This window comes from Paenibacillus sp. FSL M8-0142 (genome assembly GCF_038597315.1).
GTDB lineage: Bacteria > Bacillota > Bacilli > Paenibacillales > Paenibacillaceae > Paenibacillus_AQ > Paenibacillus_AQ lactis.
This window is the reverse complement of the sequence record NZ_CP152008.1, coordinates 2,105,297-2,125,398: the sequence shown is the minus strand read 5'-3', so window position 1 is coordinate 2,125,398 and position 20,102 is coordinate 2,105,297. Positions and strand designations below refer to the sequence as shown.

The following is a 20,102-nucleotide window of genomic DNA, read 5'->3' as shown; positions in this document are numbered from 1 at the left end:
CTTGTAAACATCGCTGATCATCCAGCGGTAACGATCCAATAGAGATAAAAAAAGCCCAGACCTTAATACAAGTCTGAGCTAACTCTCGAGCAAATAATCCGGTGCTGTATCGGGCCGGTGAATCGGAAGGGTAACGGCAAAGGCAGATCCTTCTGGGCCTGAATGCATCAGCTGCACGGTGCCGTGCTGTTTCTCGGCCAGGCTGCGTACAAGCGACAATCCTAACCCCGTCCCGCCGCGGGCTCTCGACCGGTCGCTGCTTACCGTGTAGAACGGATCGAAAATCCTGTCCTTGGCTTCCTCCGGTATGCCGATTCCCGTATCTTTGATCGTAATGACCATTTGCTCCGCGCCTTGCGGGTCCACAGCGCGGTGATTGGCAATCGTTACGGTTCCGCCGGGCTTGTTGTATTTCACCCCGTTATCCAGCAGATTCAGCACGATATGCATCAAATTGTCCGGATCTGCCCAAACCGTTCCTTCCGTCAGCGAGGTATGAATGGTCACGCTCAGTTGCTCCGCCTTGGCTTGAAGTCGTTCAGCAGCCTCATGCAGGATGGGCACGATCTGAACGATTTCGGCCTTTGTTTGAAAATCATAAATATCCAGAGACGACAGCTGGAGCGACTTCTCCACCAGGCTGTACAGCCGGCCCGCCTCCTCGCGAATCCGCTCCCTCGCTTCCTCCAATAAATCCGAATCGTCCCGGTACATTTCAAGCAGATCCGCGTATGCGATAATGGAGGTGAGCGGGGTTTTCAGTTCATGGCTGATGTTCCCGATAAATTGCTTCTGCTGCTGTTCCAGCTCCTCCAATCTTGCAACGGCCTCAAGCAGCTTCTGCTTCTCCTCCGTCAGCTGACGGACCGAGGAGGAGATTCTGCCGCTCATCTCGTAGATGCCTTGAGCCAGCTCGCCAAGCTCATCCCCCCGCCTTACCGTCGGTTCGTTCAGATACTCTCCTTCGCCGATCTTCTGTGCGGCCCTATTCAGCTTGCCGATGATATGCGCCTGACGCCATACGTACAGATAGCCGATGAGGAATCCGGCAATCAATACCGCCGCTCCGGTGACGACAAACAATCTCTGGATCCGATGATAGAATGCATGCTGCTCCGCAAGGGAGGCGTGAAACTGAATGGTACCGATCTGCTCGTCCATCAGATAGAGGGGGGCCAAGTATAATAGCTGGTCGCCTTCCGTTATGTAAGCCGACCTTCCTTTCGCCGTATAGGTCAACGCATCCTGAACATCCGCCTTCGGCTGAAACGGCAGCGACGTGCCGGCAAGCGTACCGTCAAGCTTATACAGCGTGACCGCCATCCCGCTTCGGGCGCCGAGATCCACCGCCAGCTGCTGGCCCGACAGCTCCATATAGTCGTCCGGCGACCGGTTGGCGTTCACTAGATAGTCCTGATGCGTCCGTACATTGGCCGCCTCCGCTTCCTGAGCGAATGTATGCTCCAGACGGACGCGCTGGTCCTCCCTTATGCCTGCGAGCACCAGCGAGCTCAGCACGACGAGAATCGAGATGAGGAGCAGGGCAAGCAGAAGCGCCGCCTTCCATTTCAGGCCAATGCGCAGCCGGGCTTGGCTCATGACGGGTTCTCCGTGCTTTTGTAGCCGATCCCGTATACGGTCTGAATGACTTCATGCCAATCACCCAGCTTTTTCCGAAGGCGCTGTACATGAATATCCACCGTTCGCGTTCCGCCCGCAAAACCCATATCCCACACCTGCTCGAGCAAATCTTCTCTGGAAAATACCCGCTCCGGATTTCGCGCCAGCAATGCCAGCAGGTCGAACTCCTTCGGCGTCAGCTCCAGCTGCTTGTCATCGGCCTGAACGGTACGGCTTAACAAGTTAATCGACAGGCCGGCAAGACGGACGAGCTTCTCTTGAGAAGCAGGCGCTTCTGCCGTTTCATGCGCGCGGCTGCGCCGGGACAAGGCTTTAACCCTGGCAATAAGCTCCCGCATATCAAACGGCTTGGTCATGTAATCATCGGCGCCGAGCTCCAGGCCCAGCACTTTATCGACAATGTCATCTTTTACCGTCAACAGCAGGATCGCCGGCCGCTGACGATCGCCAAGCCGCCGGCATACATCATATCCGTTAAGCTTCGGCATCATGACATCAAGCACCATGACATCCGGATCGAACGATTCGACGCGATCAAGCGCCTCCTGACCGTCTCCGGCCGTTTCAACCGTGTGGCCTTCCCTGCGCAATGCATAAGCAATCGCGCTGGCTATACTAAATTCATCATCTACGACAAGTATTTTTGTCATCAGCTTAATGAGCTCCTTTTTACTCGCCTTTCGTTGCTCTATGTATAGCATATTTGTGAGCGGATTTCATCTTTCGTTTGTTACGCATCCTTTGACCCACCAGACAATTCGACATACAGACGGGTTCCGCGTACAGCAATAAGTCCTTTCTCCACACGATCAGGATATCCCCCGTTTTCGGTTGTTGGCATGCTACTCCCCTCCGATATCAAGCTGGCGCACCCACTCCGAATCTTGCCTGGCCCTCTCAATGACAGAGCGGATAAAATCATCCTTCCCGTTCGTATAGCTTACCCGGTCATGCTTAAACTGTGCCTCAAGCTCCTTTTTTAAGTTAAAATACTGTTCGCGCGTCGCAGCATCCTTTTTCAAATACTCCCTAAATAAAAGTTGATCAGCCCAGTGCTTCCCTTGATACCGGTAGATATGCAGATGATGCGTCCCTGCCCGCCACAGGCCCCGCCTAAAAAACATACGCTCAGGGAACTCCGGTTTGGGGACATATTCGTAACCGATCTGCTCCAGGCGCCGAATATAGCGCTCATCCACTAGCCCCAGTTCACTAACGCCTGCCATGATATCAATCGTCGGCTTGGCTCCCAATCCTTGAACCGCTGTACTGCCGATATGTTCGATGCGGACCTCAAGACCTGTCATAGCGGACAATATCTTTATTTTTTCTTGCGCAAAAGCATGCCGCCATTCCGGCTCGTAGTCCATGACTACAACCTCTTCCATATTAGTCCTCCTATGTTAAAGAGCTGCCTTTTTAGTTACCTGTCTACAGGATGCATTCCGCATTCGAATCGCGGAAAAATGAACGGCCCGAATCCTCACTGAAATGATAAAGCACCTCATTCCCCCTCTTCTTCTGATTGCTCTTCCTGCTATTTTAAATCGTACGCTTTAGCTTCATTTCAAATGACGGCTTCGTTATGTATTCCATATAAGCGATCGTACCGGTAAACTCCAGATAAGCTTGGAACCGTGTACGGATCGCCGGTGCCGTTATGTATTGGAGAACGTCCGATTGCGGTACCCAGCGGCAGTCCGATGTCTCATCCGATGTGCACAATTCCCCTCCGCTATAGGTACACACGAAATCCATCATGACTTTTGTCGGAACCATGTCCACCCCGTTGTATCCCGGGTAAGTTGACGTATTGGAATACACACCGATCAGATGGGAAACGGTGATATCGATGCCGCTCTCCTCCTTGATCTCCCTCATTAATGCTTCGATCAGATTTTCTCCGACTTCGACTTGCCCTCCGGGAAAGACCCAGCCATTTCGGACCTTGACCAGCAAAATCTCGCCCTTCTCATTCTCAACGATTCCGCCAACGGCAACAATATGGGTTGGCATGATCATGGCATTCGCCTCCGCTCGTTATTCTTGCTTATCATCAGCTTTTCGAGGAATAAACCTCATTGTAATTCACGATGGCTCCAGGGGAATGCTCTTCATCTAAAATGCGAAGCAGATGTTCTCCAATCTCGGCAGTAGACAGCAGCTGCCCTGATTCAAAGGCCTGGGAAAATGCACCGGCCAGCTCAAACTGCTTCTCATCCTGTCCTCTGGCCATGCTCTGCATTTCCGTATCCACCATGCCGGGATCGACGGCAATAATCTGAACCGGGTTCTCTCGGCTTGCTTGCTCTGCCCCTACGCACTGCGTGAACATATTCAGCCCGGCTTTTGCGGTACAATATGCGCTCATGGAAGGAGCGGGGTATACCCCCGAACCCGAAGAAATATTCATTATTTTCCGCCGTGCCTTATACCTGTTTGTTTGGTTCAAAAAGCAAGAGGTTAGAATCATCGGCGCAATAAGGGTGATTTGGACATTCTTCGCAATCTCGGCTGCGCCGCATTGTTCAATTTTCCCGAGTGGTTCCAGCATCGAGGCATTATTAATGAGGTAGAGCGTATCGGTATCCGCAAGCTCAATGCTTCTTATGATATTCTCCATCAACTGCTCTAGACCCGAGGGGTCACTCAAGTCATACACATAATGAGTGTAACGCTCATAACGATCCAGTGTGATCGAATGGTTTCTCGCAATTCCGTAGACGGCATGCCCCTGCTGAAGAAGCATCAGTGCAAGCTGTCCTCCGATCCCTCTCGACGTGCCCGTTATAATATAGTGTCTTTGGCTCATCTTTCGCACCTCCATTTTATCTCATCCAACCGCCTTGCATGCTTTTCATCAAACATGTTGCCCTCGCGCTGGATGGAGACCTTCTGATTGGATGAATATTCCACACCATATGGATTTCCAGTTTCAATTGCTATTCTCCTGCCTGTGGCCTTCTTAGATTTCGATGTCGCCCTTAATCTTGGGCACCCTGCGAGATACATTCTTAGCAATTTAGAAGAAACTGCTGTGCTGCGGCTATGGTACGATGGGATCAGTAGAAACCCATTCCCGTAGATTCGAAAGGAGCTGCATCTGATGAATCCCACCATTCAGAGGATATCCCCAAACCTGTGGTTCAACAACGAAGCTGAGGAAGCAGCACGTCATTACGTTTCAATCTTTAACGATTCTAAAATTACAAGAGTTACGCGTCACGGGTCGGAGCAGAACGAACATCACCCGGTGGAAGAAGGCACCGTCATGACGGTGGAATTCCAGCTGGAGGGCCAGCAATTCGTCGCTTTGAACGGGGGGCCCCAGTTCCATTTTACAGAGGCGATTTCATTTATCGTCCATTGCGAGAGCCAAGAAGAAATCGATTATTATTGGGAGAAGCTTGGGGAAGGCGGAGATGAAAAAGCCCAGGTATGCGGCTGGTTAAAGGACAAATTCGGCGTGTCCTGGCAGGTTGTACCTGCAAATCTTAGCACGATGATCACCAATCCGGATCGGGCGAAAGCGGAGAGAGTCATGAGCGCGCTGCTGCAGACCAAAACCAAAATTGACCTGCGAGCATTAGAGGAAGCTTATGAAGGGTAAGCGATGAGTAAAGGGTGCCGAGCGGCACCCTTTACTTTTCCAGATCATATTACGGAACGCCTGCAGCTGGCAAACGGCCCATGGCTTGTCATCGATTATAAGTTTCGATTGTGTAGAATCGGTTCCCTTCACTTTGAAAATATTCGCAAACGAGAGCAATCGTTCCGCATCAGCCGCTGTAATCATCTTGTCTCTGTCCTCCCAGCTTAAGGCAATGGGTAATGTTCAAGTGCTGCGGAGATTCTGAGAAACCCAAGCTGATGTAGAAATCCCCGGCCTGCGTCTGATCCGTTCGCAGAACCAGCCAGCTGTAATGATCAGCGGCCGCTTGGATGACTGCTTGCATCAGCATTCTCCCGACCCCCTGTCTCCGAAATTCCGGCAGCACATACATTCTCCGCACCCTGCCGGTGTCCCCGCCCGAATCGGGCGTTTGATTCAGCCCGCAAATGCCGATGATTCGACCTTCGGATCTGCATACGAACAATGCTTCATGATTGCGGTCAAACCGGTTAACACCAGAGATATACTCATCCACGAGCCGGCGGATATGCCTGAAACCTTCCCTGCTGCTTTCGGATACCAGCTCATCTAATTCACCAGGATGGAATCCCTGAACTTGATAGACCTGCATCTGCTTCCCTCCTCTAATCAGCCTTATGTAACCGTCCATGGTTCCGCCCCCTGTTCCATCTTGATCTGCAACGGTGAATCATCCAGAGCACACGTGTATACGGTATTATTATACTTCTTCTTTAATTACGAAATGGCTTCCGATATCACTGCCAGGTCAATCGCTTGTTTTTGAAAAAAAACTCCTCCAATAAACCTGGCGGGCAGCCCACGTTTATTGTAAGGAGTGCTCTTCATTTCTTCCGGTCATAGCCGGATCTTTAGTTCATGAATATTCTTCCGCAGCCATCGCGGCTGCCTTCGTCTCATGCACGGTGCCAAAGGGATGCTCCGGAGGCGCATAGATTACATAGACTTTCAGAGGCTTATTGCCTGTATTTGTTACGTTGTGCCACTTTCCGGCCGGGATCATGATCGCATCATCGTCACGAGCTTTCTTCACAAAGCTCAAGTTGTTCCTCGTATCCCCCATTTGGACAAGCGCTTCGCCCTCTTCGATTCGAATGAATTGGTCCGTCTTTGGATGGACCTCAAGACCAATGTCACTGCCAACATCTATACTCATCAAGGTGACTTGAAAATATTTCCCCGTCCATATCGCTGTACGAAACGTGTCATTTTGTTTTGTAATTTTTTCAATATCGACAACGAAGGGTTTCATGCCCTGATCCGTCAATACCTCCTCGTGCATAGCCCCAAACCGTTCCGCATACTCGATCTCACTGGTGGCAGCGTGCACAAACACCTCTTGAATAGCAGGGTTACGATAGGATGATCCCTGCTCCTGGTATGTTTTATACCCCTCGATTCCCGACTCGTACGCCATGTTCAACCCTTCTAAATAATGACCAAACGCAGCGTGATTAATGATCTCGCCATCAGGCTGATTGCCGGTAAGCGCAACATAAAGATTCATAAATTGATTTAGCTGCCTGTTTCTGTGCTGTAAAGCCTGAGCAATCTGCCTCTTATGGTTGGGAGTCGGCGCTGCTTCTGCCAATTTCGTATACAGGTCAATCACGGCGCGCTCTCTTCGTACACTCGAAAGAATTGCCTCCGATATTTGATAGAGCTGATCGGATTCGATTTTATTCATAATGTGATTAATTCATTCCTCTCCGCGGGTGTTCATAAACCCATCGTATGCCTAGTTTTTGCAAATGTTCCTTGAATTTCAGGTTCCGACGGGCATGGCCATCCATTAAACGGTTGAAATTTGTATTTTCATACAGAATGTTTGTAAAATTTCGCATAGTCATGTACTATAGGCTTGATTGCCAAAAAGAGAAAACAAAGGAGGTCTTCAATGGACGACATGATGTTTGAGGTTGGAACCGCTTTAATTTTGGTTGCCATCGCCTCCGTTATTGCCGGAAAGCTTAAATTTTCCATCATCCCCTTCTTGATTGTTCTCGGTATGCTGGTGGGTCCGCATGCGCCGACCATCGGTATCCTCGACTTCAAGTTTATTGACAGTCAAGGCGTTATTGATTTTTTAGGACAAATCGGTATTTTATTTCTATTATTCTATCTGGGACTTGAATTCTCGGTTCAGAAATTAGTGAAATCTGGGCGAAACATTGTGACTGGAGGAACAATCTATGTCACGTTAAATTTCGTGCTGGGGCTTGCTTACGGTTTTTTGGTCCAAATGCCGCTTTATGAAACGCTGATCATCGCAGGGATGCTCTCCGTTTCTTCCACGGCGATCGTCGCCAAAGTACTGGTTGATTTGCGCAGGACCGGTAACGCGGAGACGGAGCTCATCCTCGGCATGATTTTATTTGACGATATTTTCCTCGCTGTGTTCTTGTCGGTCATGTCCGGCTTATTGCTTGGGGGAACGGCTTCGATCGGAGCCACCATCTTGTCCGTTGGCATCTCCATCGGATATATGCTGCTGTTCTTCGTGATCGCAAGGAAAGGACCGCCTATCCTAAACAAATTGCTGCGTATTACATCGAATGAAATTTTTATCATTGTTGTTTTCTCGACCATGATCTTTATCGCAGGCTTCTCGGAAAAGCTTCACGTTGCAGAGGCAATCGGCGCGCTGCTATTCGGGCTTGCGTTATCAGAAACGGAGCACAGTGAACGGATTGAACAGCTCGTCGTTCCGTTCCGCGATTTTTTTGGAGCGATATTTTTCTTCAGCTTCGGGCTCAGCATTGATCCGTTATCATTAGGCAATGCGTTCTGGCTTGCGATCGGCGCCGTGATTTTAACGATTATCGGCAACCTGATTGCCGGAATGATCGCCGGGCGGAAGGCGGGACTGTCGCATAAATCTTCGCTTAACATTGGACTCACCATCATGGCGCGCGGCGAATTCACGATCATCGTAGCCAATTTGGGTGTGGCCGGCGGATTATCTGCCTTGATCAAGCCATTTTCCGCACTATATGTTCTCGTTCTCGCTATTTTGGGACCGCTCTTGACGAAAGAATCGAAGCGGATCTACCGCGGCGTAAACCGGATATTCAAATGGAGCGAGCCGGTGGAGAAAGGGAAGAAAAAGCATTCCAGCGTGAGCGAGGTCAGCGAGGTCAGTGAAGACTCGAAAATCAAACTGGATCAATAAACATGGAAGGAGGAACTCCATATGAGTTTCATTCGTGAGTCCGAACTGCCGGGCATCGGGAAAAAGTTTCTCATTCAGACCCGATCAGGAGATAAATTGGCTGTCATTATTCATAACGACGGCCGAAGAGAGATGTATCATTTTGAGGACGATGATCCTGAAGAAACCCTCTCCCAGATTTCTTTGGACGATGACGAAGCAAGACAAATCGCTGCGATCGTCGGGGGGATGGTTTACAAGCCGAAAGAGCTTGAGACTATTGAAGTGTCGCTTCAAGACCTGATCATCGAGTGGATCCGCGTAGAACCGCATTATCAAGGAGCGGACAAATCGATTGAGGAGCTCGAAATTCGTAAAAGGACGGGGGCCAGCATCCTTGCGATCGTCAATCGCCACCAGCAAAAAATAAACCCCGGGCCGGAGCACATCCTTTCCGTCGGTTCCACGCTCGTACTGGCTGGAGAAAGACAGCAAATCCGGCAGTTCAAAGAGCTTCTGATGGGCAAACGAACCGGCGAGCCCGATCAAGTATAACATCTGTACTCATTCTATATGATCATGTAAAAGGAATCTTCCTTAATCTAAAAAGCACCCTTCGGATGGACACCGGGTAATCCCAGTCGTGCATCACGTAAGGGTGCTTTTTAAAATTGCGGGCTTCAATCCAAACTTGCTTTTCCCCTGCATCAGGCAGGCTATTGTCCCCGCGCTGTAGGCCCTGATCTTGATCAGCTAAGCTCAGCTCCAATGCCCTGAGCCTCAAGCAAAGGTGCAGCTCCGCCTGCCGCCTGCAATCATATTATGCATGTGCCTATATCAGCTTTTTGACGATAATATCCACGATCATGAATACCAGTGCGGCGCCGACACCAAACGTCCAATACAGCAAATGCTCCGATTGACCGAAGTTTACGGAGGCATCGGAAAAGATCAGCATCGAGACGAGCAGGCCGAGTACGCCATACAGCGCCACCGTTATCAACGCCCGAACGATGGCCTTCCGGGGTCGTATCCGTTGCAGAATTAGCTCGATACCAATCGAAATCGGGACCCCAATGAGCAGCATAATCATTACGCTGTAGATGCCGACGACAACAATATAAAAGGTAAATCCGTAATGTAGGTTCATCATGACAAGCGCCATCACGGATGTAAAGATAAAGGACGCAGCGATCCCCGAAATGCATTTTTTGATCAGCATACTCAGCATTCTATCGCTCCATTCCTTCATGAATATCGGCCTATCCTTCAATTGGCTTCATTTGCAGCCAGGTTACCGGCTTCCATCGCTCCGTAAATCGTGAGCGCCTTCTCCATCTTCTGAATGTATCCTGCCGAGCCGCCGGAGCACAGCAGCTTCACATCGTTCCGTCCGCTGCTGCCAAGCAGGCCGCGTTCTCTCAGCACCTCGACTAGTCGTTTGACGGTCCCCATGCTGCCGTCGATGATCCGAATGTGCTTCGGCAGCAAATCGCACAAGATGTTCCTGTAAAAAGGATAATGCGTGCAGCCCAGCACGACGGTCCCATATTGCGACAGGTCGAACCCTTCCAGCTTGCTCCTGAAATACGCCTTCATGACTTCCGGGTCAAAGTTCAGGGCCTCGCAGTGCTGGACGAGCTCAGGGAGCGGCAGGGAATCCACGATATGCCTGTCGTCCACGCGATGCACGAGCTCCCGGTATTTGGCTTCCTTCAATGTAAGCGGCGTCGCCAGGACTAGGATTCTTTTCCCGGTGTTCCGATTGATTTGTACGGCCGGTTTGACGGCAGGCTCCATGCCGATAATCGGAATGTCGTATTTCTTTCTCAGATCTGAAACGGCGAGGCTCGTCGCGGTATTGCACGCAATAACGATTGCTTTGACCTCTTCTTCCATGATGGTTTCGATGGAATGCTGTATATAGGTCTTCACGTCTTCCGCCGCCTTCGAGCCGTACGGTACATGAAGCGTGTCGGCATAGAACAAAAAATCCTCCTGCGGCAGTCTCTTCATGGCCGTCGATAATACGGTCAATCCGCCCAGCCCCGAGTCAAAAAAAGCAATTCTCATGATTTTCACCTTCGGTATGTTCGTTGTGTTCGTATCGCCACCTGGTCGAATACGTTCTTAAGTAAACCATATTCGCGGGCGGTTTGAAAAGCCAATTGGCCCAGGTCCGAGCGGAAAAGTAGCCATACTCCAAAAAAAATCTTCTTCCCTCGAAGCCCGTTGACAGCTCATCTATGCGAATGAAGACATGAACAATCCTTGTTATGTGAACGCTCTGACATCGTGGTCTCCCGACCTTTGTTGCCACATTACAGAACCATCTTTTTGATCAGACCGCCGCTCTGGAATACAGCAGGGCACCGCCGGAGCCGAGGATCACGAAATGTTTGCCGGATGGGGAAAATCCGCACCTCACGTTTCCGTCCAATCGGTTCAGATCCAACATGACGGTGTCCTTCAAGTACTCGTAACCCTGCCTGAAGACGTTGTCCAATACGACGGAGGACCTCGGCCACCATGGATAGATGACCTCCAGCATCCATCCGTCATTCGTAAGCCGAATGCCGTCCCCGGATTCGAATCCGAATATCGTGATCAACTGCTCATCATGCGGAATGCGGAAGGTCAATCCATCCGGCCCCATTCCTTCCTCCGTCGCATTCTCATCCCGATTTCGATGAAGCAGCTGCCCTGTTCCTGGCTGCGTTACGCTGTAACCCGAGCTGCTGATCAGGACGAGATTTTCTTCCTGATCCCAGCCGCAGGCCGTACTGCCTGCAGCAGGAACGACGATCTCGGCTGCCCATGGGTGCGGAGGCTTTGCAGGCTCCATGGCTTGCGCGCGCTGAAGCAGCTGAAGCTCATAAGGTGTGCGGATTTCTTTCTGAGGACTTCTTCCAAATTTCATGCATGATTCTCCTTCATTCGGTATGATAGGCACCTTTCCCTCATTCCCTCAATATAGTGTAAAAGGGAAGGACGGGATGAAGTATGGAACTGAACTCGGCGCAAGCGCAGCGGGCGATTTTTCTGGCGGCCGTCTGCAGTCAGACGTATGCGCAATTTTCGAATCCGGACGGATCGTTTGTGCTTCCGGCGAATTACTCGCTCTACGATACCATTGAAGCCAGATCCTTACTTAGCGTATGGGAACGGTTCGGGTTTATTCTTGAGTCGGACGAAGAGATCGTCATTGCCTTCCGGGGAACCAGCTCGACAAGCAACTGGATCGCTGACGCGATCGCCTCCCAAAAACGGTTCAGCTATATCAAGGACGACGTCCTCGCCCACCGCGGGTTCACGGGTATCTATTCTTCCGCCCGCAAGCAACTTACGGCTGCGATTCGGCGGTTGGATCCTGACAAGTCCTTGTTCCTGACCGGGCACAGCCTGGGTGCAGCCCTTGCAACGTTATGCGCAATAGACGTCGCCGCGAATACGGAACGCGCTCCCTTCCTGTTTACGTTCGGGTCGCCGCGCGTTGGGGATTACGCTTTTTCAAAAGCCTTTGCCCAATATGTGCCGAACAGCTACCGGATCGCCAATCTGCTCGATGTGGTAACCCATGCCCCGCCTCCTGTCTACAAGCTTCCGAAACGGAACAAAACCTACGACTACAGCCATGTTCCCTCCCCCTGCGCGCTTAACTTTCAGAACGGCTCCGTATCCGCCAATCATATCATCGGGAATTATTATGCCGAGCTTGCCAAACGGGAGCCTGAATTTGCCGGGTTATTGTCTGAGACGAATCCCGGCTTCTGCCCGGGTACGGAATTCATGATCCCTCAAATAGCGGGGAACTAGCACGCTGCATCACGGTATCCGGCCATAGTGGGGCATCAATTCTCCCTAAATTTGCATTATGGTCGCTTCCGGTTCAGGGGAGTGATTCCTCGGATGGCGTCAGCATCGGAAACAGCCGCTTGATTTCATCAGCGCTCGGCCTCCTGCTATAATCCGCTACCTCAAACGGCTCTGCATATTGGATCTTCGCGGCGTGCTTCTCACCGTACCCCTCCACAATCGCAGGCATCATCTCATCCGACACGCGCAGGAAGGTTTCCCAATGCTTCAAAATAAATTGACGCTTCTCCTCCCAGCGCTCCGGAACATCCTGCAAGAAGCCTCCTTGCCATGGCGCAAATTCATAAAACTGGGAGGCATGCGCGTCACACGCCAGCAGCTTACGCTCCATGACATCCCCGGCGTCGATAACGATATCCGGCTTGTACGAACGCCTTGCCGCATAATCCGGCATGAGCAGATATAGGGGCGACTTCGTCAGCGCCGGAACCTCCGGAACGGCGTTAGGCACATTGGCAACGAAATCCGCTGCATCCCGCACCGCCCTGCCCGCATTCCGATTGTCCGCATGGCCGGGACCTTCCGGATGGAAGGTGATGACGATATCCGCCTGCCACCCCCGGATCAGTCGGATCACTTCTTTGCGCACCTCTACGGTCGGCATCAGCTCCCCGTCCGGGATGGGAAGCATGGTATATTCCTGAACACCGAGATGTCTGGCCGCTTTCTTTGCTTCTGCAACCCGGCGATCGATGAGCGCCTGCCCGCTCATTTCGTGATGACCGCAGCGGCCGTCGGTTAGCGTCACGAATTTCACCCGATGCCCTCGATCCGCGAAAGAAGCCGCAAGCGCTCCGGCATAAATTTCAGGCTCGTCGGGATGGGCTGCAATGACGATGACTTGAATGGGATGAGACATATTTCTCGTTCGCTCCTTCTGCTTCAGCGTATTGTTCAGCGGATCTTTTGGATTATAAACACAAGGCTACTTCTTTCTTCTCATAAGAGGGTGATCCTCATTCAACTCCAGCAAATCCCACAGGTTTCCGTAGAGATCCTTGAACACGGCCACCATTCCATAAGGCTGCTTTTTAGGCGGCCGGACAAACTCGATTCCCCGCTGAACCATCTCCTCGTAATCCCGCCAAAAATCATCGGTATTCAGAAACAGAAACACCCTTCCTCCGGCTTGATTGCCGATAAAAGGCTCTTGCTCCGGCTTGGATGCCCTGGCAAGCAAAATGGTCGTACCGACCGATCCTGGCGGAGCAACAACGACCCAGCGCTTATCCTGCTCCGGCTGGTATGTGTCCTCGAGCAATGTGAAATTCAGCTTACGGGTATAGAACTCAATAGCTTCGTCGTAATCTTTTACAACAAGCGCGATATGTACGATGGATTGGATCATATTCAGGGGCCCCCGTTCGTTTTTTAATGAAATTTTTTATACATAGTCTTTGTAGCTGCAATGCTCGGCCTGCCACATCTTGGGCCAAACGTTTACGATTGAACCACAAGGTTTCGCTCCATTAGTCTTCATGCCTTGTTCAAACGGGTTGGGGATATGTCTTCAATCGCTGCCGGAACACGTTACCGTAATACTCTATGGTTTTGGGATAAGCGGTGTTGTCGATCAGCTTTTGCAAAAAATATTGCCCTTCTTCATAGTGAATAAAGGTATCGCTGCGGTCATACAGCTGTCTAACCAGCTGCCGAACGACTGCAACCTTCTCCTTCGTGCAGCCGAATCCGATGCGAATCAGATCCAGCTGATCGACGGGATCCCTGTACGTGTCCAGCACGACAAAATGATCACCATGACTACGGGAGGCATACATTAAGACGTCGCCGGAATGAACCGGCGCATCAAGGTATCGCTCGTAAATCGTGGTGACCGGAATATCGATATCCAGCGCTTTTCTAAGGTCCATGAAGACGGGATCCTCCACATATTCGTCGCTGTCATCGTCGATGTAGGTAACCAGCTCGGTTATCGGGATCGCCATTAAAAATTGGTAGGTTTGCATGCGATTCTTCACCTCGTTGAATCGGGTCGTTTTCATCTGGAGCATGAACCAGGCCCGACATCTGTTCTTATGCTCGGCGCTCTAAGCTTCGCCGCTGCTCCTCAATGTAGTTATACACTTTGCGTATTTCCGGCTCGTAATGCTGGTCAATCTCGAAATACGGGACATCATATTGGGCACATTGCTGCCTGAAACGCTGATGTTCACTGATATGCTGGGACACCGTACGGTCTTCCGGATAAGCACGTGTCTCAACCACATTGCGATGCGTAATAATCTTGGAATCGAAGTTATCCTCGATATAACGTTCCGAGAAACCCAGAAACACCGGTATGACATGCTCAGCATATGTCTCCTCCAACTCCTTCACATGCCGCGGCAGTACATAACAGCCTTCAAGGATCAGGTGCTGCCGATTTTCGATGGCCGTCATGATCATCCCTTTCACGATGGGCCATAGTTTGCTGCCGATCTGCTCCGTGCTGTCGAGCGGTGTAAATCCGCAGTCCGGATTCCCCCGATATAACCCCATTTTCAAATGATCGATTGATACATAAGGAATATAGTACGTCTCAAGCAAGGTTTGGGCCATCAGCGTTTTTCCGGTACAGCTGCTGCCAATGATCAGGATGATCATGTTATCGTTCCTTTCCGCTTATCCTAGTAAATCAACCGTTCGTATGACTGACCTGGATCGGATCAAGAGGCTTCCACTGTTTTCAAAATTCAAAATATTCCCTGTTCATTATACCACTCTATCAACGGACGAGCGGCTCTCTATTCGAAATTAAAATCGTCTTTAAGGCTTCTTAGCTTGTGATCCCGGTTTCGAAGTGTTATTTTTATTAGGATAACATTTGGTTATGAATGAAATGAGAGAGCAGGAGCGTTTATGTCAAGAAAAGTATCGATCCGGGTCCTCGCGGAGGAGCTCGGCTTATCCAAATATGCGGTTTCCCGGGCGCTAAGCGGAAAGTCCGGAGTCAGCGAAGCTACGCGGCAGCGCGTAATGGAACTGGCTAAAACGCTGGGATATCAGCACCGGCAGCAAGCTCCGGCCTTGCAGACCGGGGAACGGGAACAAGCATCGTCCGCCCCGTACATCCTCGTGTGCATGAGTCATGCCCATTCCGCCAACGCCGTTTATTGGCAGCGGGTCTTGAACGGATTGCTGCGCACCTGCGACGTGCTGGGATATCCGACGATCATCGTGTCCCCCGAGCCGGAACCGGCCCGGGCCGACCAATCGCCGCAGCAAGCGATCGCTCCCCATCTCGATTGGTCCCGGTGCGGCGGCATCGTGGTGATGGGCAACCTTCCCGAGGCGGTTCTCAGCCTCATCGCCCGCGCGGAGCGTCCGTACGTGCTTGTTGATCATACAGATGACCTGACCTCCTGCGATAAAGTGAACAACGATAATATCGAAGCCGGAGCGGCTATCACAAGGCATCTGCTCTCCCTGAAATGCAGGCATATCGCCATGATCACGGATGAGGCCTGGTCGCCCAGCTTCGAGGATCGCCTTACGGGTGCCAGGATAACGATAAGCCGCCAGCCCGAAGGGGCGGTCAAGCTTACCGAATGGAGAATCCGTTACGGAGCTCCCTGGGAGCAGTCATTATATGAACGGATGCTGGAGCTTGGGCCGGCATCGCGCCCTGACGCGTGGATCGGCGCTAATGACGATATTGCGATCCGCTGGATGCGCAAGCTTCAATCGGAAGGCCATGCCATTCCAGCGTTTACACGGATCGCCGGCATCGATAACGTGGAAGCCGCAACCCTTGTCACGCCTTCGTTGACTACCGTCAATCTGTGCAAGGAGGAGCTGGGACAGCGGGCAGTCGAAGCGCTGATACGCCGCATGGAGCGTCCCGGCGCTCCTACGGAGACGATCCATCTATCGACCCGGCTAATTGTCCGGGACAGCGCCTGAATGTTCTTGAGTAATGTAAAGGTGCCCGTCATCCCATGACGGTTGGGCAGTCCTAACATATGCTTCAACAGACAAAGAAACCCGCTTCAAGAAGCGGGTTTCTTTGTATTAGTACTGGTCCATTCGGAGCGCCCTTCGTTACACCAAGCCCTTCTTCATTCCTTGCAAAACAAGCTGCGCAAACAGGCTGTTGGACCAGGCAAACCAGGAACGCGTATACTGATCCGGGTTATCGGCGTGGAAGCCTTCATGCATAAACCCGGTTCCTGCATCGGTAGTCTCCAGCATATCGATCATCGACCGGAGCTCCTCATCCGTCGAAGCCGTTAATCCCTGCATGGCGAGGGCCATATGCCACACGTATCCGGGCGGCGTATGCGGACTCCCGATCCCCTTGGCGGCTGATCCTTCATAATAATAAGGATTATCCTTGCTCAGGATGAAGCGGCGTGTATTTTGATAGATCTCGTCGTCTTTGTCCGCGAAGCCCAGATATGGTATGGAAAGCAGGCTCGGTGTTCCGGCATCGTCCATCAGGCAGTAATTGCCGTAACCGTCCGTTTCGTAGGCGTAGATCAGGCCATATTCGGGATGCCGGTAGGTGCCGTATAACCGGATTCCGTGCTCCACCTCTTCTTCAAGCTTCGAGATGGTGTTAACCAGTGCTTCGTCGCGGAACACCCATTTAGCGATGTCCTTCATTTGCCGCAGGGACACGACCGCGAACATAATCGCCGGGATATTAAAATGGAATTCGCAAGCGTCGTCGCTGGGCCGGAAGCCGGACCAGATCATTCCCGTATAATTGACCGGCATGCCCATGCCCTCGTTCCGGAGCGTATCGATCGGTGGGCAATTCCGGCGCTGGAAGCGGTAGGCTGAACGCTCGAAATGCCGCTGCTCAGTCTGCCAGAGGCGTATGATGCCTTCCATGCCCCCCTTGAACCGCTCGTCGAAAATATCGCTCCGTCCCGTTTCCTGCCAGTACGCATAGGCAAGGCGGATCGTAAAGCAGAGGGAGTCGAGCTCGAATTTACGCTCCCACACCCATGCGGACATCTCGGTCTCGTCATTGGCATCCCAATGCCAGCCGTTAGCGGATTCGTTAAATGCATTCGCGTACAGGTCATGGCTTGCATACATCATATGCCGCTTCACAAGCCCTCCGATGATCCGCTGCAGATCCGGATCCTCCTTGGCCAAAGGCACGTAATGGATCACCTGCTCGACGGAATCGCGCAGCCACATCGCCGGAATGTCGCCTGTAATAACGAATGTGGTGCCGTCATCCATCAGCTTCGTTGTCGTCTCCAGGGTGTTCGGGAAGCAATTCAAAAACTGCTGCAGCAGCCTTGGGCGATGCGCCAGCTTGACTCTGGCCTCCTCCATCGTCGCCTGAACAGCAGCCGGCAGCTTCATGTCCGGGATGTCAATCTTCGGGAGTTTGTATTGAATCAAGGTTTGTGATCCTCCTTGTTGTCATAAATATCTTCCAGTCGCTAGCCTTCAACCCGTAAGTTCACGGCTTCTCCCCGCTTCGAATCGGGACCGACCCGAATGCGGAATTCTCCCGGCTCCACAACGGCCTTCATGTCGGGACCGATCAGCTCCAACTGCTCGGGTCCGACCGTGAATGTCACCTCCCGGGATTCCCCGGCTTTCAGGAACACTTTGCTGAAGGCCTTCAGCGCCTTCTCCGGCCGGGTTACCGACGCGGCCAGATCGGAGACATACAGCTGAACGACTTCAGCGCCATCCCGAGGGCCGGTGTTGGTCACGACGATCCGGACCGCGGCGGAGCCGTCAGCCGGAATAACGGCAGGCTCTACGCTCAAATTGCCGTAATGGAAATCCGTATAGCTTAGCCCGTAGCCGAACGGATATTTCGGCTCCAGATCCGTTTCGAGATAACGCTTGCCACGGGTCCGCTTCGCATTGTAGTTGATCGGCAGTTGGCCGACCTCCTTCGGAATGGTCAGCGTCAGGCGACCGGACGGGTTGACGTCACCGAACAAAATATCCGCGATGGCGCTGCCACCCTCCTGACCGGGATACCATGCTTCGAGGATCGCCGGAATATGCTCGTCGATCCACGGCTCGGTAATCGGTCGGCCGTTGATATAGACGACCACCACCGGTTTGCCGAGCTTATGGATTTCTTGCAGCAGTTCCAGCTGCACGCCCATTAAATGCAGGGTGGAGCGGTCGATGCCTTCTCCGCATTCCATATCGCTCTGGGCAAGCCCGGTTACGACCGAAGCGCCGGTTCGGAGATCGATCGTGCCTTCCCCGAAATCTCTCGCGCTGGAGCCGCCGATCGCCATCACGATGACATCGGCCTCCGCCGCGCATGCCAGCGCATGGGAGAAGCCCTCTCGGGAATCGCCTTGGATTCGGCATCCGGGCGCGTACAGAACGCGCGAGTCCTCATCCTCGCCAATGTATCTGCGGATCCCCTCCAGCACGGTTATGATCTGACCCGGCGGCTGCGGGGAGGTATAATCGCCGAGCTGGTTGTATGGCGCATTGGCGTTGGGTCCGATGACCGCGATTTTACCGGTCTTCGGGTTCAGGGGCAGGACGTTGCCTTCATTTTTCAGCAGGACAATCCCCTCGGCCGCTACGCGGCGGGCTAGCTCAATATGCTCCTCGCACCCGATGACCTTCTCCGCCCGTTCAGGGTTCGTATAGGGACGGTCGAACAAGCCCAGCCGGAATTTCATCGCAAGAACTCGGCCAACCGCCGTGTTCAGGTCGTCCTCGGTGATATGTCCCTGCTCCAATGCCTGCCGTAGATACACCCGGAACATCGATCCCGACATCTCCATATCGACGCCGGCCGTGAGAGCCTGTGCCGCGGCTTCCTCCCCGGAAGCGGCTGTATTATGGCCGCTCTTCAGCATGTCGATCGCGCCGCAATCGGTGATGACGAAGCCGTCGAAGCCCCACGCTTCGCGCAGCACGTCATGCAGCAAGTACCGGCTGGACGTGCACGGCACTCCGTCGATTTCGTTATAAGCGGTCATCACCGATTGCGCGCCCGCTTCGACGGCTTTCCGAAACGGCAGCAGATCGATTTCGTGCAGCTCGCGAAGCCCCATATGGACGGGCGCCCCGTTGCGCCCGCCTTCCGAGGCGCCATAGCCCGCGAAATGCTTCAGCGTAGCCAGCAGGCTGTCCTCCGCATCGAGGCGGTCGCCCTGCAGCCCCTGCACGGCTGCCACCGCAAACTCGGCCACCAGATGCGGATCCTCGCCGAACGTCTCCTCGGTGCGGCCCCAGCGGGGGTCACGCACAACGTCCAGCACAGGCGAGTACGTCGCTGCGCCGCCTTGGCTGCGGGTTTCGGCGGCAACGGCGCGGCACATGCTCCGGAACAGCTCCGGATTCCAGGTGCTTCCGATCGTAAGCGGAACCGGGAATACGGTCGCGCCGATCGCCATATGCCCGTGGGAGCATTCTTCCCCGAACAGAATCGGAATGCCGAGCCGCGAATGCTCGATGGCATAGCGCTGGATCACGTTGACCGCTTCCGCCCCTTCCCGCGGGGATAACCCGTTTTCAAGCGTCACCTCAGTCCATGGATCCGCCCGCAGCGTTCCGTATAAAGAGCCGATGCCGCCTTCCGCAAGCTGCTGCTTAAATTCGTCCGTCACCCGAATCGTACCGTCATCGCTTCGGGTATAGGCTTTCCAGCCGAACGGCTGAATGAGCTGACCGATTTTCTCCTCGACCGTCATTCGCGCAAGCAAGTCTTCCACACGCCGCTCAATCGGCAATGAAGCGTTCTTATAATTCATCGGGCACCTTCCTTTTTCATGAATGATTGAATGTCATAAGAATGTCTTAGTTGCTATCGTTATTTTTGTTAGGTTGATT

The 20,102-nt window shown here is 52.6% G+C and carries 21 protein-coding genes; 5 read left to right on the top strand and 16 right to left on the bottom strand.

What is annotated here, in order from left to right:
- Nucleotides 1–78 precede the first annotated feature (78 nt).
- The 5 genes from NSQ46_RS10070 to NSQ46_RS10050 form a co-directional block, all read right to left on the bottom strand.
- Nucleotides 79–1,599 carry a HAMP domain-containing sensor histidine kinase gene (locus NSQ46_RS10070; RefSeq protein WP_340900017.1) on the bottom strand — a complete coding sequence of 507 codons (1,521 nt, stop codon included), beginning with the start codon at nucleotides 1,597–1,599 and terminating at the stop codon, nucleotides 79–81.
- Entirely contained in the window at nucleotides 1,596–2,291 is a 696-nt protein-coding gene (locus NSQ46_RS10065) for a response regulator transcription factor (RefSeq protein ID WP_007127936.1), read from the bottom strand. Before NSQ46_RS10065 ends, NSQ46_RS10070 begins: the two co-directional genes overlap by 4 nt.
- Nucleotides 2,292–2,483: 192 nt before the next feature.
- Nucleotides 2,484–3,029, bottom strand: a complete 546-nt coding sequence (locus NSQ46_RS10060) for a GrpB family protein (RefSeq protein ID WP_342576745.1) — start codon at nucleotides 3,027–3,029, stop codon at nucleotides 2,484–2,486.
- Nucleotides 3,030–3,183: 154 nt separating this feature from the next.
- Nucleotides 3,184–3,663, bottom strand: coding sequence for an NUDIX hydrolase (locus tag NSQ46_RS10055; RefSeq protein ID WP_028404655.1), 480 nt, complete (start codon nucleotides 3,661–3,663; stop codon nucleotides 3,184–3,186).
- 34 nt (nucleotides 3,664–3,697) lie between these two features.
- A complete protein-coding gene (locus tag NSQ46_RS10050; protein ID WP_342576744.1) occupies nucleotides 3,698–4,453 on the bottom strand; it encodes an SDR family NAD(P)-dependent oxidoreductase in 756 nt (251 codons plus the stop codon).
- Between the two features lie 294 nt (nucleotides 4,454–4,747).
- Between NSQ46_RS10050 and NSQ46_RS10045 the strand changes: the two genes are divergently transcribed.
- A complete protein-coding gene (locus NSQ46_RS10045) occupies nucleotides 4,748–5,251 on the top strand; it encodes a VOC family protein (protein WP_342576743.1) in 504 nt (167 codons plus the stop codon).
- Between the two features lie 169 nt (nucleotides 5,252–5,420).
- Here NSQ46_RS10045 and NSQ46_RS10040 read toward each other — a convergent pair whose 3' ends face one another.
- Both NSQ46_RS10040 and NSQ46_RS10035 read right to left on the bottom strand, forming a co-directional pair.
- On the bottom strand, nucleotides 5,421–5,885 hold the full coding sequence (locus NSQ46_RS10040) for a GNAT family N-acetyltransferase (RefSeq protein ID WP_210094756.1): 465 nt from the start codon (nucleotides 5,883–5,885) through the stop codon (nucleotides 5,421–5,423).
- Between the two features lie 264 nt (nucleotides 5,886–6,149).
- Nucleotides 6,150–6,980 (bottom strand): cupin domain-containing protein, encoded by an 831-nt coding sequence (locus NSQ46_RS10035; protein ID WP_210094757.1) that lies wholly within the window; start codon nucleotides 6,978–6,980, stop codon nucleotides 6,150–6,152.
- Between the two features lie 210 nt (nucleotides 6,981–7,190).
- Here NSQ46_RS10035 and NSQ46_RS10030 point away from each other — a divergent pair, with 210 nt between their 5' ends.
- Together NSQ46_RS10030 and NSQ46_RS10025 are read left to right on the top strand one after the other, a co-directional pair.
- On the top strand, nucleotides 7,191–8,465 hold the full coding sequence (locus tag NSQ46_RS10030) for a cation:proton antiporter (protein WP_028404659.1): 1,275 nt from the start codon (nucleotides 7,191–7,193) through the stop codon (nucleotides 8,463–8,465).
- A gap of 21 nt (nucleotides 8,466–8,486) precedes the next feature.
- Nucleotides 8,487–8,999: a cation:proton antiporter regulatory subunit gene (locus NSQ46_RS10025; protein WP_007127928.1), complete on the top strand. Its 513-nt coding sequence runs from the start codon at nucleotides 8,487–8,489 to the stop codon at nucleotides 8,997–8,999.
- Between the two features lie 277 nt (nucleotides 9,000–9,276).
- On the opposite strand, the gene NSQ46_RS10020 is transcribed toward NSQ46_RS10025, so the two are convergent.
- The 3 genes from NSQ46_RS10020 to NSQ46_RS10010 form a co-directional block, all read right to left on the bottom strand.
- On the bottom strand, nucleotides 9,277–9,675 hold the full coding sequence (locus tag NSQ46_RS10020) for a hypothetical protein (RefSeq protein ID WP_007127926.1): 399 nt from the start codon (nucleotides 9,673–9,675) through the stop codon (nucleotides 9,277–9,279).
- Nucleotides 9,676–9,713: 38 nt separating this feature from the next.
- Nucleotides 9,714–10,517, bottom strand: a complete 804-nt coding sequence (murI, locus tag NSQ46_RS10015) for a glutamate racemase (protein ID WP_007127925.1) — start codon at nucleotides 10,515–10,517, stop codon at nucleotides 9,714–9,716.
- 268 nt (nucleotides 10,518–10,785) lie between these two features.
- Entirely contained in the window at nucleotides 10,786–11,364 is a 579-nt protein-coding gene (locus NSQ46_RS10010) for a hypothetical protein (RefSeq protein WP_007127924.1), read from the bottom strand.
- A gap of 83 nt (nucleotides 11,365–11,447) precedes the next feature.
- On the opposite strand from NSQ46_RS10010, the gene NSQ46_RS10005 reads away from it, so the two are divergent.
- Nucleotides 11,448–12,260, top strand: coding sequence for a lipase family protein (locus NSQ46_RS10005; protein ID WP_028404663.1), 813 nt, complete (start codon nucleotides 11,448–11,450; stop codon nucleotides 12,258–12,260).
- Nucleotides 12,261–12,333: 73 nt separating this feature from the next.
- Here NSQ46_RS10005 and NSQ46_RS10000 read toward each other — a convergent pair whose 3' ends face one another.
- The 4 genes from NSQ46_RS10000 to NSQ46_RS09985 all read right to left on the bottom strand — a co-directional run bounded on the left by NSQ46_RS10000 (nucleotide 12,334) and on the right by NSQ46_RS09985 (nucleotide 14,924).
- Nucleotides 12,334–13,179: a PIG-L deacetylase family protein gene (locus NSQ46_RS10000; RefSeq protein ID WP_028404664.1), complete on the bottom strand. Its 846-nt coding sequence runs from the start codon at nucleotides 13,177–13,179 to the stop codon at nucleotides 12,334–12,336.
- A gap of 66 nt (nucleotides 13,180–13,245) precedes the next feature.
- Entirely contained in the window at nucleotides 13,246–13,668 is a 423-nt protein-coding gene (locus NSQ46_RS09995; RefSeq protein ID WP_342576740.1) for a VOC family protein, read from the bottom strand.
- 139 nt (nucleotides 13,669–13,807) lie between these two features.
- Nucleotides 13,808–14,287, bottom strand: coding sequence for a hypothetical protein (locus NSQ46_RS09990; RefSeq protein WP_034272811.1), 480 nt, complete (start codon nucleotides 14,285–14,287; stop codon nucleotides 13,808–13,810).
- A gap of 67 nt (nucleotides 14,288–14,354) precedes the next feature.
- Nucleotides 14,355–14,924, bottom strand: a complete 570-nt coding sequence (locus NSQ46_RS09985; RefSeq protein ID WP_342576739.1) for a 2-phosphoglycerate kinase — start codon at nucleotides 14,922–14,924, stop codon at nucleotides 14,355–14,357.
- Nucleotides 14,925–15,179: 255 nt separating this feature from the next.
- Here NSQ46_RS09985 and NSQ46_RS09980 point away from each other — a divergent pair, with 255 nt between their 5' ends.
- Nucleotides 15,180–16,223 (top strand): LacI family DNA-binding transcriptional regulator, encoded by a 1,044-nt coding sequence (locus tag NSQ46_RS09980; RefSeq protein WP_341032875.1) that lies wholly within the window; start codon nucleotides 15,180–15,182, stop codon nucleotides 16,221–16,223.
- 138 nt (nucleotides 16,224–16,361) lie between these two features.
- Here NSQ46_RS09980 and NSQ46_RS09975 read toward each other — a convergent pair whose 3' ends face one another.
- Together NSQ46_RS09975 and NSQ46_RS09970 are read right to left on the bottom strand one after the other, a co-directional pair.
- Nucleotides 16,362–17,681 carry a glycoside hydrolase family 125 protein gene (locus NSQ46_RS09975; RefSeq protein ID WP_342576735.1) on the bottom strand — a complete coding sequence of 440 codons (1,320 nt, stop codon included), beginning with the start codon at nucleotides 17,679–17,681 and terminating at the stop codon, nucleotides 16,362–16,364.
- A 41-nt stretch (nucleotides 17,682–17,722) separates the two neighbouring features.
- Nucleotides 17,723–20,023: a glycoside hydrolase family 3 N-terminal domain-containing protein gene (locus NSQ46_RS09970; RefSeq protein ID WP_342576734.1), complete on the bottom strand. Its 2,301-nt coding sequence runs from the start codon at nucleotides 20,021–20,023 to the stop codon at nucleotides 17,723–17,725.
- Nucleotides 20,024–20,102 lie beyond the last annotated feature (79 nt).